The sequence below is a fragment of the Marinilabilia rubra genome (genome assembly GCF_003121985.1).
GTDB classification, from domain to species: domain Bacteria; phylum Bacteroidota; class Bacteroidia; order Bacteroidales; family Marinilabiliaceae; genus Marinilabilia; species Marinilabilia rubra.
The window spans coordinates 633,139-646,802 of sequence record NZ_QEWP01000001.1; the positions used below are offsets into that span (position 1 = coordinate 633,139).

Below are 13,664 nucleotides of genomic sequence, written 5' to 3' on the forward strand. Positions count from 1 at the left end.
TCTGTCCATAACCCATCTTTAAGCATGCCAGATGGATTTTTTTAAGGTAATAAAAAGGAAAAGGCAGATTGCAAATTTAATGTTTATAGGTGGTTTCCCCAAGTTCTTGTCTGCTAGACAGATTTAGCTGCATTGTTGTAAGCCTTAACATATCAAGGTGTTGTGTGCCTTTGGGGATTTTTGTACTTTTGTGTTCCCTTTTTTAATAAGGGGTGTCTGATTTTTTGTCAAAATTAATCAAAGCGATAGATTTAATTTGGTAATATCTTAATTTAAAATCACATAAAAACCATTTAGCGCATGGCAGGACATAGTAAATGGGCAAATATTAAGCACCGCAAAGGGGCACAAGATGCCAAAAGAGCAAAAATGTTCACGCGAATTACCAAGGAAATTCAGGTGGCAGTAAAAGAAGGAGGAAGTGATCCTGAAACCAATCCCCGTCTTCGCCTGGCTATTCAGAACGGCCGATCGGTAAACATGCCTAAAGATAACATCAATCGGGCAATATCTAAAGCTTCCGAAATTGGAGGAGACAGCTTTTCAGAGATTACATTCGAAGGTTATGGACCTGGTGGTGTTGCTGTTTTTTTGGAGTGCATGACTGACAATAATAACCGCACGGTAGGCGCTGTTCGTTCCATCTTCAATAAGCGCGGCGGAAGTCTTGGAACCAATGGTTCACTAAGCTTTCTGTTTGACCGTAAAGGCGTTTTTCAGATTGTGAAAAAGGATGACATGGATCTGGATGCTTTGGAGCTTGAACTTATTGATTCCGGAGCCCAGGAAATTGAAAAGGATGAAGACCTGATTATTGTGACAACTGCTATGGAGGATTTTGGAGCGGTGCAGAAAAAACTTGATGAGTTGGAAGTGCAGGTGGAGAATGCAAGTCTTCAGCGTATACCTAATAACTATAAGGAGCTGGATCTGGAAACGGCCAAAAAGTTACTTCGGATGATTGATGAATTTGAAGATAACGAGGATGTTCAGAATGTTTTCCATAACCTGGAAATGACCGATGAATTAGCCCGGTCTCTGGAGTCGGACTAATAAAATAACTGTTCAATGCAACTACTTTGGATCGCATTGCGTATATTAGGATGAAAAGCAGACCGGAGACCGATTTTGTTATCTCCGGTCTACTTGTATTGGGCAAAGGAGAAGTATATAAACGGTAAATAAGGATTAACCGAGCTGATAAGAAAAAGTCTTTGATTTTAGAGCCAATGGGAAAGTGTTGATTCTGGTTCGCATATCCTTATCAAGAAAAATCTTAAATAATTATGAAACGCATTCTTGTTCCCATTGATTTCTCTGAGAATTCAGTCTTTGCACTCAGCGTAGGAGTGGAGTTGGCCAATCTGCTTCATGCCTCACTGCGGGTTATTCATGTTCAGACAGGCCAACGATATGCACCTGAGTTTTTGGGCGATAACCCGGAGGAACGGTTAATTGGACAGGCAACTCACTGGATTAAACATTTGCTTGAGAAGTATTCTTCAGATTACAGAGTCTATAATGGTGAATTTGACTATAAAATAAGAGAAGGGAATGTAGTCAGGGAAATTACCAATCAGGCTCATTACGATGATGTGTCTTTAATTGTTGTAGGTACGCATGGTATTTCGGGGGTTGAGGACCGGTGGTTGGGAAGTAACGCCTACCGGTTGGTGTCACATGCTCCATGCCCGGTGCTGACAGTGCGTAAAGAAATGAAGTGGCAATCACCTCATAAAATGTTGTTGCCCCTGGATCACAATAAACTTACAAGGAAAATTGTGCCTGTTGTAACCGGGTTTTCTAAATTGTTGAATGCCGAGGTCAATGTAATTGCATTACAAAAAAATTCGAAATGGATATTGCCGGGAAGAAGCGACTTGTATGCCAGGCAGGCCGAAAGGTACATCAAGAATAATACCGGATTATCAGTAGATATTACTTCGTTCAAATGGGGAGGAGATGCAAAAAAAATTCTTTCGCTTGCTCATGAAAAAGAAGCTACCGTGATTGCCATGCATCTTAATAAGTCTATTAATCCTTTTGAGAGTTTTTTCAGACCTTTTGCCAATGAATTATTGAATCTTTCTGATATTCCTGTTTTGGTTGTACCAGTGAAGGAATAAAAGTTGTAAATTTGCAGCCAAAAGCAGTGAAGATGAGAGTGATTTTTCTTTGTTTCCCTTTGTTCGTTGCAATGAGCTTGCAAGCCCAATTGCCGGGCGAATATGGGAAGAACAATGATGTATTTGAGGAAATTGAAAGTGTTGATAAGGAAGGAGGCATTATAACGATTGACCAATCGGCAAGGATGAAAGATCTTGTGCTTACCCATATCAATATGAATAAGCGTTCTGCCGGAGTTGAAGGATTCAGAATCCAGCTGTTTAGCGGAGTTGGGAGTAAAGCCAGGCAGGAAGCATTGGATGTTAAGGCCCAGGTGTTGAGTGAGTTTCCGGACGCAGAGATTTATGTTGAGTACAGTGCCCCTTTTTGGAGGGTTCGGGTTGGGAGCTTCCGCCATAAACACGAAACACTTTCATTGTTAAATAAATTAAAAAAGGAATTTCCGGCCTGCTATGTTGTAAAGGTCAACGATATTCCGCTCAATGCATTACCATAGAACAGGCCCGCTTGTGTACAAGCGGGCTTTTCTTTTTTGCTTTGGGCTATTATATAAATAGAGATAAATTTGCCATTTCTTTTTAAGTACGATTATGAGTGACCAGATTAAACATGAGTGTGGTATTGTGCTGATCAGGCTTCTTAAGCCATTGAGTTATTATCAGGAGAAGTACGGAACCTGGCGGTTTGGCTTAAATAAACTCTATCTTTTGATGGAGAAACAGCATAACCGGGGACAGGATGGGGCTGGCGTTGCGAGCCTTAAGATTGATCAACCTGCCGGAAAAAAATATTTGTCCAGGCAGCGTTCTAACGAGGGAAACCCCATACAGGAAGTGTTTTCTGGAATTCATAAACGTTTTGATAACGTTTATGATCATCAGCCCGAGTTGTTGAATGATCCCATCTGGGCTAAAGAAAATCTGCCTTTTGCCGGCGAACTTTATTTGGGACATCTCAGGTACGGCACATTTGGAAATAACAGCATTGACTATGTGCATCCGGTGATGCGAGAGAATAACTGGAGATCAAGAAACCTGGTTTTAGCCGGAAACTTTAATCTCACCAATGTGGATGAGATTTTCAAAACCCTCATTGACCTTGGTCAGCATCCAAAGGATTATACCGATACCGAGTCTATGCTCGAAAATGTTGGGCACTTCCTGGATGAAGAAAATCAATTGCTCTTCAGACAGTTCAAAAATGAGGGTTATTCAAACAAAGAAATTTCCGCACTTATTGAACGTGATCTTGATGTAAGAAAAGTTCTGGAAAGATCAAGTCGACGCTGGGATGGAGGATACGTTATTGGCGGATTGATTGGCCACGGCGATGCTTTTGCCATGCGTGACCCATGGGGTATTCGTCCCGCATCATATTATGCCAACGATGAATTTGTTGTGGTTGCTTCAGAGCGCCCTGTAATTCAAACAGCCCTGAATATCAGGTCTACAGAGGTTCAGGAGCTTAAACCTGGCCATGCCTTGATTATCAAGAAGGATGGTCGTGTTTCGGAAGAGATGGTAACCGTTCCTCAAGACCGGAAATCCTGTTCTTTCGAAAGAATTTACTTCTCAAGGGGCAGCGACCGCGATATCTATAAGGAACGCAAAGAGCTTGGGCGGTTATTGTCGCCTGTTATCCTGGATAAAATTGACTGGGACCTTGAAAATACTGTCTTCTCATACATCCCCAATACAGCAGAAACAGCCTTTTATGGAATGATGGAAGGCATTAGTGAAAAGCTTGATAAAGTAAAGGCCGAAAGAATTATGGCTTTAGGGGATGACCTGACGGAAGAAAAAGTAACCGAAATATTAAGCCTTGAGCCCCGGATAGAGAAAGTGGCTATCAAAGACGTAAAGATGCGTACTTTCATTACCGATGATAGCAGTCGTGATGATTTGGTCGCCCACGTTTACGATGTTACATACGGAATTGTCAAAAATCAGGTGGATACACTGGTTATTATAGATGATTCAATTGTGCGGGGAACCACGCTTAAAAAAAGTATCTTAAGAATACTGGATCGTCTTCATCCAAAGAAAATTATTGTGGTATCATCAGCGCCTCAAATTCGTTTTCCCGATTGTTATGGAATCGATATGGCCCGCCTAAAAGACTTTTGTGCCTTTGCTGGTGCGGTGGAATTGCTTAAGGATCATGGCAAGCATGATGTAATTGAGCAGGTTTATAAGCAATGTAAGGAACAGCAGTATCTGCCAAAAGAAGAAATTGTTAATTACGTTAAGGAAATTTATAAACCCTTCACGGATGAACAGGTCTCAGCTAAAATAGCCGAAATGCTCAAACCGGATGATATTGATGCAGAGGTGGAAGTAGTATATCAGACCGTTGATAACTTGCATAAGGCTTGTCCAAAAGATCAGGGTGATTGGTATTTTACAGGTAATTATCCAACCCCCGGAGGAAACAAAGTGGTCAATACCTCCTTTATCAATTTCATAGAAGGTATCAACCGACGTGCTTATTAAGCTGATCTCGATTTAAGACTGATGTTTAAGAAGGCTGATTTTCTGCATTTAATCACACAATTTGTTAACCGATGTGTGTGATGTTTTGTTGAAAATCAGCTTTTTTTTGCTGTAGAAGAAAATGCTTTCTGAAGCCTTTTTTGTCAGAAAATTAGTTGTTTGAATGATGATTGGTGCAATGCCCGAAGCTGCACATCGCGGTATTTTGACTGGCTCTTATTTTGAGTTTCAATAAACGAATCTCTTCAACAGAATCCTGAATTTCTGAACCTAATTATTCTGCTTAATAATTTCCAATCCCGCTTTTACCCAGGTAAAGGCATCTTTGGGATGATGATTATGGTAAGAGTCACTCCGTTTATGCCCCAGTCGCACAATAACCGCATCGTGCTGTGGAACAACAAAGATGTATTGGCCTAAAATTCCCCTTGCATAAGGAATTTCCTGGTCTTTGTAATTCATAATCCACCAGTGAAGACCATAATAATCGACCATCTCTGCATTCTCATTTGTCAGGTATTTGGCAGGAGTGATCATCTTATTAATGTAATCTTCAGATAGTATCTTCTTTCCTGCAAAACTGCCATTGTTTAAAATAAGATTTCCGATACGCGCAAAGTCCCGGGCATTGCTGTTAAAGCAGCAATAAGCTTTTTCGATACCTTTTCTTCTGTCAAGGGACCATAATGCAGGTTCTTCGGCCCCCATTGGCTGCCAAAGTTTTTGCGAAGCATATTCTGACAGCGTTAGCCCGGTAGCTTTATTGAGGATTCTTTCCAGTAACTGGGTGTCTCCACTGCGATAATTCCATACTATTCCGGGATGTTGAACGATTTTTACCTCTTTAATTGTGCTACTCAAACTGCGTCCATAATAGGCCCGGGTGGTGATTGAGAAGGGGGAACTATAACTTTCATCCCAGCTTGACGCTGAACTCATGGTAAGTAGATGACGTATGGTCAAATCACCACTGTAAGGGCCATTTAGCCAAGGCAGATATTTCTTTGCTTTTTCATCCAGTGACTTTATTAAGCCTTCTTCAATAGCACAGCCTATAAGTAATGAAACAACGCTCTTGGACATCGAAAACGAGTTGGATATAGTGGTTTCTGTATACCCATCCCAATAACCTTCGTACAAAATAGAATCATGTTGGATTACCAGGAATGCCACTGAATTGTATTTCTCGAGAGAATCTATTGTAGTTTGATTTAATTTAAGGTGTCCGTACTTTTCTGCAGTCGGCCACGGAATAGGTTCACCCGTTTTTACTTCCCGGTTGTCAAATATTTTGTAATCGTCGATATTGGGATTCATGTATATCAATCCCTTCTGAAGATAATTGGGCAAGAAAGTGTAAGTGGCCATTAATCCTACAATAATAAGGATGACCGTTCGTAAGGTTTTGCTTTTATTTGTTCTTTTTGATTTCTTCATCTTTAGGGGTTTGTGTTATCGGATCACCTGGATTCCATTCGCTTACGATGATATGATCCGGGAATGCCAGTGGCTTATAAATGGACTTGGAGGCAAGGGCACGCATGCATTCCTGAATACCCTCAGTAATACTTGGGTGAGGATAAAATATTTTCAGGACTTCACTTACGCTGTTTCCCTGATTGATAAGGTGCGCCACTGCAACAATAAATGCTGAAGCCTGAGGCCCGGCAGCACGCATGCCTAAAATCCGTTGCTTGTTGTCATTGCTTACTAGTATCTTAACGAATCCATGGGTGTTGCGCATTGCTATGGCTCTATTTACGAGTGCATTAGAGTAAAACACAGCTCTGTAGCCAACACTTTTTTCCTGAAGTGTTTTTTCGTTAGCACCAACAGCGGCCACTTCAGGCTTAAAAAACATAAGCGTGGACATATTGGAGTAGTCGGGCGTATAACAAACATTGTTCATTATGGATTCAACTGCCATGCGTCCCTGAAATTCTGCAACACTGTATAGTTGGGTGTGGCCGGTGATGTCTCCTATGGCATATATATTCTTATGATCCTTTGTGCTCTCAAGTTGACCGGAGTCTTTTACACAAAGCATGCCTCGCTTGTCGGGGGAGACCCCTATATTTTCAAGCCCCAGATCTTTGGTGTTGGGGACTCTGCCAATGGCTACCAGAGCAAGGTCAACTTCAATAACTTTACTGTGTCCTGCTGCATAATCCAGGACTACCTCCAAATGGTCAGGATGTTCACGAATGCAACGCAATTGGGCTGTATGATGCACCTCAACACCATTTTTCTCCAGATTATTGGAAACGAAACGACTTACATCATCATCTTCATAAGGCAATACACGATTGGATCTGTCCAGTAAATGAACCTGGGTTTGGTTGAAATTGGAAAATATGGTTGCAAACTCACAACCAATAATCCCCGAACCAATAATCAGCATGCGTTCGGGAAAACGTGATAAGGAAAGTATATCATCAGATGTAATAATTCTTTTCCCGTCGGTTTTTACATCCGGTAATTGACGTGGACTGGCCCCTGTTGCAATAATGAAATGCTTACCTGAGATTTCGAAAGCTTCATTTTTGCTCGAAACTTCCACCACATTTTCATTCAGAAACCGGGCGTGTCCATTCACCAGTGAAATACTTCCCAGGCTCGGTTTATTGGTAAACGTTTCGATCTGGCTCCGCATCTGGTATTGTTTCTCGCGGGCTGCTTCCAAAACGGTATGGCGAACCTGATTGTAGTCCACGGACAGAGCACTGGCACGGTAGCCGCGATCTATTCTGGCAGCGACAGAATAGTCCATCGACAACTCATACATGGTCTTTGAGGTCAGAACTCCATTTATGACACCGGCTCCACCCAGGTGACTTTTTTCGATCAGGCATACATGTAACCCATAGTCCAGGGCTCTATTGGCTGCTGAAAATCCCCCCGGGCCGCTCCCAATGATGACTATATCGAAGTTATTGTCCCTGATGTCCGGCATTTATTTATGTGGTTCGTTCGGTTTGTAGCTATGTACGTGCCTGTTTACTTTTGCCTGATAAAGTTCTTTAATGGTTATTATAATGCCTGTCTCTTCAACGCCACCAAAAACCTCATTAACAGAGGTTCCAAATGTGCGCATGGATGGAGAAAGGTTCATGTAAGCATTTATCAGTGGTGGAATGTTTTCTCCAAGTTCCCTAACTGTTTTGCTGAGAGTTTTGTAGTCGTCAGCAAAGGAATCTCCTGAAAAAATTTCTTTGATTTCACTATCCGTTAATGCTGATTTAACCGGATTGTAAGGATAAACCAGATTGTCGGGATCATTGAAATATTTGTCCATGAAAGCCCGAATCAAACTTCTTACTTTCAGATTGGAATGAGAGTACATCGTAACCTTGCCAAAGAAATATTTCATTTCAGGGTGGTTGATGATCAAAGATCCTAATCCGTCCCAAAGATTATCCATTGCATAAAGACTCTTTGCGCCCATTTTGCTTGATTGATACTGTGGCTGAACAAAAGAGCGTCCCAATTCAATGGTATTAGGAAGGAATTCTTTAATGAATTTCTCGCTAAAATGAAACATTCGGGCGGTTGCCAGATGCATTTTTCCTTCAGCATCCGGTTTAAGTATATCACACATGATGTAGCGGTAGCCCCCCAGTATTTCTTTGGCTTTGGGGTCCCACACAATGAGTTGATGATAAGGGTCAACCCCGGTGTCGTATGCATCTACATCACAATCTTTTCCTGTGCCACCACCTGCAGCTCTAAAGGATTCTTCTCTTAAACGACCTACTTCCCGCATTAGCATCGGGGCCTCATTGGCAGTGAAGTCGTAGATTTTGTTTTCTCCTTTGTTGGTATACCTGACAAAGCGATCCTGTGTTAATTCTGCTTCAAGTTCTTCTCTCGGTACAGGCGAAATAATTGGTTTGTTGGAATCCATTTATCGAAATTTGTTGCGATTCAATTTTTTCCGGGTTGGGATATCTACAAAATTAATGGTTTTTTGCAAGTTCGTAACTTATATCCTCGATTTTCGATGCCCACTTGTCCGGAGTCCCCTCTTCTTTAAGAGATTGCCAGGGAATTGGGTTTCCAAATGAGATGGTTAGATATTCACCATGTTGTTTGAACATTTCATCGGGTAAATATAACATTTCTATATTGGCTTTTATGCCTGTGCTTTTTCGAAGTTTGGCCAACCGGTAAAAGAAATCCGTATTTCTGCCGGATATATGAACAGGTATAACATCACGCTTGTGCTGAATGGCTTTTCTTACAAAACTTTTTTTCCATTCAAGATCATGGATGATGCCTTTCTTTTTTCGGCTGACAAGTCCGGCTGGAAACATCAGGACTTGGGCGTCAGATTGATAAGCATCTTCGATTAATCTTGCCGCCTCCCGTGAGTGACCACCATGTTTGTTTATTGGAACAAATATATTGTCGAGTGGTTTGAGGTTTAAAAGAATGTCATTTACCGGGAATTTCAATTTAGGATATTTCTTGCTTACTGCTACTAAAAGAGCAATTCCATCTAAGCCTCCCAGTGGATGGTTGCTTGCAAAAATAAACCTTCCTTCATCCGGCAATTGATCCAGACCTCTTGTTTCGAAACCGGCGCCAAACAAATCATTTAAGATGGCCTCTCCGAATTCTGCTCCTTTTAAATGTCCCTTTTGAATGAGAAACTCATTGATCTCCTCCTGGTGAATGATTCGTTTTAAGTAGCGAATGATAAATGAGGGGATTATTTTCAGCAAAGCAGGGTTTTTGCTTGCAAAAACTTTCTCCACATCAATGAGTTGCTGCTCAGGGTTTCCTTTTATTTCGCTTTTTGTATCCACTTTTGATTTTTTTAATCGGCCTCAATATTACAAAAATTATAGGTTTTTCGCCTTAAGGTCAATAATTAATGGAGAGTTATTTTGTTCTCGCTTTTTCTTTCTTTCTCTTTTTGAGAGAGGAGAGTCTGTAATGAAGGGGCGTCTATAATATTTTTTTACTAAAAATGCAATAAAGTGGTTTTAAGTGGTTGATTGTGGTTTAAAAAGTTTGTAGCTTTACGGGCATATTACCCAAACTGTAATGTTCACATTTATAGGAGATTTTGCTTGCAGGACCGACGCCAAGGGACGCGTTGTTTTTCCTTCAGCTTTTAAAAAAGGGCTGGGAGAGGGCGATGTGCGTCTTGTTGTGCGAAAAGATTTATTCGAGTCTTGCCTGGTGATATACCCCTTTTCGGTATGGGAAGAAGAGTTAAGTCGAATAAGGGCAAAGCTGAATCCTTACAACAGAGAACACAATCGGTTTCTCAGGAATTTCTTTAGGGGATCAGCCGAAGTTTCGCTTGATGGAAACGGTCGTTTTTTAATCCCTAAACGATTAATGGAGCAGATTGATGCAGCTCGTGAAGTAGTGTTGCTGGGTGTGGACCGTTGTATAGAGGTTTGGAGTAAAGAGGTTTACGATGAGGAAGATTTGTCTCGTGAGGGGCTGGGCGATTTGGCCGAAAAAATTTTAGGTGAGTCAGGCTCCGGGGATGAAATTAGATGATAATTTTGCACGGTAAAAAGGAATGATGACGAGAGAATATCATATACCCGTTTTATTGAAGAACTCTGTTGATGGTTTGAATATTGAGCCGTCAGGGGTGTATGTAGATATGACGTTTGGAGGAGGAGGGCACAGCAGGGCCATATTAGAACGACTTGGGCCTGATGGCCGATTAATCGCTTTTGATCAGGATGCCGATGCATGGGAAAATGCACCAAATGATGATCGGTTGATTCTGGTGAAACATAACTTCCGCTTTTTGAAAAACTTTTTGGACTTCTTGGGGTACGAAAAAGTCGATGGCATTTTGGGAGATCTTGGCGTTTCTTCACATCATTTCGATGCCCCGGAGAGAGGTTTTTCATTTAGGTTCAACGGTTCCCTGGATATGAGAATGGGGCCCGGACTGGAAAAAACAGCAGCAGATGTGTTGAATCAGTATCCTGAAGACAGGTTGTTTTATGTTTTTAAGTTTTATGGAGAAGTCCCTTCGCCGGGGAGGTTGATCAGGAAAATTGCTGATTTCAGAGGAAGTCAGAAATTTGAAACTACCACCCAGTTGAAAGAGCTTGCCGAAACAATAGCTCCAAGGCGGGATGTGAATAAATATCTGGCGCAGGTGTTTCAGGCTTTGCGTATCGAAGTAAACAGCGAGATGGAAGCACTAAAAGAGATCCTTATGCAGACGCCGGATGTGATAAAGCCGGGTGGACGTTTGGTTATAATTTCTTATCATTCGCTGGAAGACCGTCTGGTCAAGAATTTTATCAGGTCGGGAAATGTTGAGAAGTCTCAGGCCGAAACCGATCTGTACGGACACAGAGATGTTCCATTCAAAGCTGTTACACGAAAAGCAGTGCAGTCGGATGCGACAGAGGTGGAAGATAATCCCCGGGCAAGAAGTGCGAAACTGAGAATTGCAGAAAAATTATGAAACTGTTCAAAAGTAAAAAGAAACAAAAGGACAGGGAGTTTCTCACTGGCAATGAGGAATTCAAAGAGTTGAAGGGCTTTTCTTTTAAGGAGTTTTTGCATGGCCGCTTTTTGGCAGGCAAAAGCCTTGGACAGCATTGGAGTTATTTGGCTTTTATTGTGTTTTTAGGTGTACTCTACATTGGGAATCGATATCAGATGGAACACCTGCTTGACCGACAGGCAGATTTACTTAAGGATCTGAAAGAATTAAAATACGAGGCGATCACAACATCTTCAGAATTAATGAATATGAGTAAGCAGAGTGAAGTGATGGAAAGAGTGCATAAAGCAGGAATAGACCTGGAGGTGCTGAAAAAACCGCCACGAAAACTTAAAGTGAGAAGTATCGATTAATACTTCTTTGGCCATAAAAGTTATAGAGACTGTTTTCAAAATTATATAAATTCCTGATAAAGGATCAACGTTCTGATTTATGGGAATCAAGCAAAAAATTGTATTTAGACTGGCCATCATCTATTTGATGTTTGGCGGCCTTGTGCTGCTTATTTTGTTTGAATTATTCAATTTGAAAGTTATTGAAGCTGCCCACTGGAAAGAGAAAGCACGGACCCTTGAGAGCAGCAGCATTGTTATTGAAGCCAACCGGGGCAATATTTTGGATGAGAACGGACAAAAAATCTCACTTTCTGTTCCCAGCTATCGCATTTACATGGACTTGCATGCCCATGGATTAACTTCGCATTTATTTAATTCCGGAATTGACAGTCTCTCTCTCTGTCTGTCCCGCTTTTTTGGGGATAAATCTGCATCTGCATATAAGCGTCAGCTGGTCAGAGCTCGTAAAAACGGGGAGAGGTATCATCTTGTTAATGGCAGAAAGATTTCTTATATGGACCTCCAGCAGGTAAGGGATTTTCCTATTTTCAGACAGGGGAAAAATACCGGAGGGTTCATACCCAAACAGTATGATGAGCGTCGTCATCCATTTGGATCTTTAGCCTCCCGCACGATAGGGAAGTTATACGGTGAAAAGACAAAAGGAGGAATGGTGGGCCTCGAAAGAGCTTATGATAATGTGCTGAAAGGCACAAATGGAGTCAGCACCTGGAAACGTATTGCCGGAAGCTGGATCCCGGAAGAGGAGATTCCTCCACATGACGGGAAAGACCTTGTTACAACTTTGAATATTGGATTGCAGGATGTGGCTGAGCAATCGTTAAGAAAACAACTTAAACAACACGATGCCCATCACGGTGTAGCTATTCTTATGGAGGTTGAAACCGGTGCTGTTAAGGCCATGGTAAATTTATACAGGGCACGTCCCGGAGTGTACATCGAAGATCATTTTAATTATGCCATTGGTGAGGCTATGGAGCCCGGCTCTACCTTTAAGCTGGCCTCTATGATTGCAGCTCTGGAAGATGGCGCTGTAAGATTGACCGATTCTATTGATGCAGGTAACGGGTCTTATGCTTTTTACGATCAGATAATGACAGACAGTCATCACGGAGGTTTCGGGAAAATTACGGTCCGTGATGCCTTCGAAAAATCTTCCAATATTGGAATTTCACGAATTGTTTTTGATAATTACAAAGATAATCCCCGAAGATTCGTAAACAGGCTTTACTCAATAGGTTTGAATAAACCATTGGGTGTTGAGATAAAGGGTGAAGATCCACCGGTAATAAAATATCCCGGCGATCCTTCATGGTCAGGGGTAACACTGCCATGGATGTCCATTGGTTATGAGGTAAAGATGACACCACTTCAGACATTGGCTTTTTACAATGCTGTGGCCAATAACGGAGAGATGGTTCGACCAATGTTTGTGAAAGGCATCAGTCAGCATGGAAAAAAATTAAAAGAATTTGATCCGGTAGTATTGAATCCTTCCATTTGTTCTGTGGCAACACTGGAAAAAGTTCAGGATTTGCTGAAAGGAGTGGTTGAACGGGGAACTGCTACCAACATCAGAAATAATACATATAAGATTGCCGGAAAAACAGGAACAGCACAGCTGGCAAGGGGAGCATCAGGATATGACGGGAAAGATGGTGTTCAGTACCTGGCTTCTTTTGCAGGGTATTTCCCTGCCGACAGGCCTATGTATTCCTGCATTGTGGCGGTTAACAGTCCTTCCAATAATGTTTATTACGGAAATGTTGTGGCAGGGAAAGTTTTTCGCGAAATTGCTGACAGGGTTTATGCTTTGAGTTATGAAAAATTGCCTGAGAGCAGCTCTGCAAAGGAAGTGAATGAAGGGGTTTACCCATGGTCAAAAGGGGGCCCCGAAGATGAGTTGGGAGTTATATTTGACGAGCTGGGGCTTCCGGTTCAGGATCGAAATCTTAATACTGAATGGGTTTCAACCAAGGCACTTGAGCATACAGTCAAGTTTCGGTCTAAGAGTATTCCCAGGACTATTGTCCCCCAAACAAAGGGAATGGGAGCCAAAGATGCTGTGGCAATTCTTGAAAATCGGGGATTAAAAGTCGCCATCAGCGGGGTTGGAAAAGTTGTCAAACAGTCCATTAAACCGGGCCGGCCCATTGAAAAAGGGAAAACTATTGTGATATATTTGGAATAAAAGAA

Annotated in this window: 12 protein-coding genes; 8 read left to right on the forward strand and 4 right to left on the reverse strand. The window is 41.8% G+C overall.

All coding sequences use genetic code 11. The features are described from left to right. The first annotated feature begins 300 nt into the window (after window positions 1–300). From DDZ16_RS02605 to DDZ16_RS02620, 4 genes are all read left to right on the forward strand, one after another. Window positions 301–1,053 carry a YebC/PmpR family DNA-binding transcriptional regulator gene (locus DDZ16_RS02605; protein ID WP_109262845.1) on the forward strand — a complete coding sequence of 251 codons (753 nt, stop codon included), beginning with the start codon at window positions 301–303 and terminating at the stop codon, window positions 1,051–1,053. 233 nt (window positions 1,054–1,286) lie between these two features. Further along, window positions 1,287–2,126: a universal stress protein gene (locus tag DDZ16_RS02610; RefSeq protein WP_109262846.1), complete on the forward strand. Its 840-nt coding sequence runs from the start codon at window positions 1,287–1,289 to the stop codon at window positions 2,124–2,126. A gap of 32 nt (window positions 2,127–2,158) precedes the next feature. After that, on the forward strand, window positions 2,159–2,623 hold the full coding sequence (locus tag DDZ16_RS02615; RefSeq protein WP_109262847.1) for an SPOR domain-containing protein: 465 nt from the start codon (window positions 2,159–2,161) through the stop codon (window positions 2,621–2,623). A gap of 94 nt (window positions 2,624–2,717) precedes the next feature. Further along, window positions 2,718–4,619, forward strand: a complete 1,902-nt coding sequence (locus DDZ16_RS02620; protein WP_109262848.1) for an amidophosphoribosyltransferase — start codon at window positions 2,718–2,720, stop codon at window positions 4,617–4,619. Between the two features lie 270 nt (window positions 4,620–4,889). Here the strand turns inward: DDZ16_RS02620 and DDZ16_RS02625 are convergent, their stop codons facing one another. From DDZ16_RS02625 to DDZ16_RS02640, 4 genes are read right to left on the reverse strand one after another with little or no spacing between them, the layout of a single operon-like run. Next, a complete protein-coding gene (locus tag DDZ16_RS02625; protein WP_109262849.1) occupies window positions 4,890–6,056 on the reverse strand; it encodes a serine hydrolase domain-containing protein in 1,167 nt (388 codons plus the stop codon). Continuing rightward, complete coding sequence (locus DDZ16_RS02630) at window positions 6,031–7,572, reverse strand: dihydrolipoyl dehydrogenase family protein (RefSeq protein ID WP_109262850.1); 1,542 nt, start codon at window positions 7,570–7,572, stop codon at window positions 6,031–6,033. Before DDZ16_RS02630 ends, DDZ16_RS02625 begins: the two co-directional genes overlap by 26 nt. Continuing rightward, on the reverse strand, window positions 7,573–8,523 hold the full coding sequence (locus DDZ16_RS02635; protein ID WP_109262851.1) for a GNAT family N-acetyltransferase: 951 nt from the start codon (window positions 8,521–8,523) through the stop codon (window positions 7,573–7,575). Between the two features lie 52 nt (window positions 8,524–8,575). Then, the gene (locus DDZ16_RS02640; RefSeq protein WP_109262852.1) at window positions 8,576–9,427 is read right to left on the reverse strand and encodes a 1-acyl-sn-glycerol-3-phosphate acyltransferase; all 852 of its coding nucleotides are present in this window, start codon (window positions 9,425–9,427) and stop codon (window positions 8,576–8,578) included. Between the two features lie 241 nt (window positions 9,428–9,668). On the opposite strand from DDZ16_RS02640, the gene DDZ16_RS02645 reads away from it, so the two are divergent. From DDZ16_RS02645 to DDZ16_RS02660, 4 genes are all read left to right on the forward strand, one after another. Next, window positions 9,669–10,136: a division/cell wall cluster transcriptional repressor MraZ gene (locus DDZ16_RS02645; protein ID WP_109262853.1), complete on the forward strand. Its 468-nt coding sequence runs from the start codon at window positions 9,669–9,671 to the stop codon at window positions 10,134–10,136. A gap of 22 nt (window positions 10,137–10,158) precedes the next feature. Next, a complete protein-coding gene (gene rsmH, locus DDZ16_RS02650) occupies window positions 10,159–11,070 on the forward strand; it encodes a 16S rRNA (cytosine(1402)-N(4))-methyltransferase RsmH (RefSeq protein ID WP_232526533.1) in 912 nt (303 codons plus the stop codon). Then, complete coding sequence (locus tag DDZ16_RS02655) at window positions 11,067–11,465, forward strand: FtsL-like putative cell division protein (RefSeq protein WP_109262855.1); 399 nt, start codon at window positions 11,067–11,069, stop codon at window positions 11,463–11,465. The genes rsmH and DDZ16_RS02655 overlap by 4 nt, the downstream gene beginning before the upstream one ends. Before the next feature lie 79 nt (window positions 11,466–11,544). Beyond that, a complete protein-coding gene (locus DDZ16_RS02660) occupies window positions 11,545–13,659 on the forward strand; it encodes a penicillin-binding protein (RefSeq protein WP_109262856.1) in 2,115 nt (704 codons plus the stop codon). Window positions 13,660–13,664: the final 5 nt, after the last annotated feature.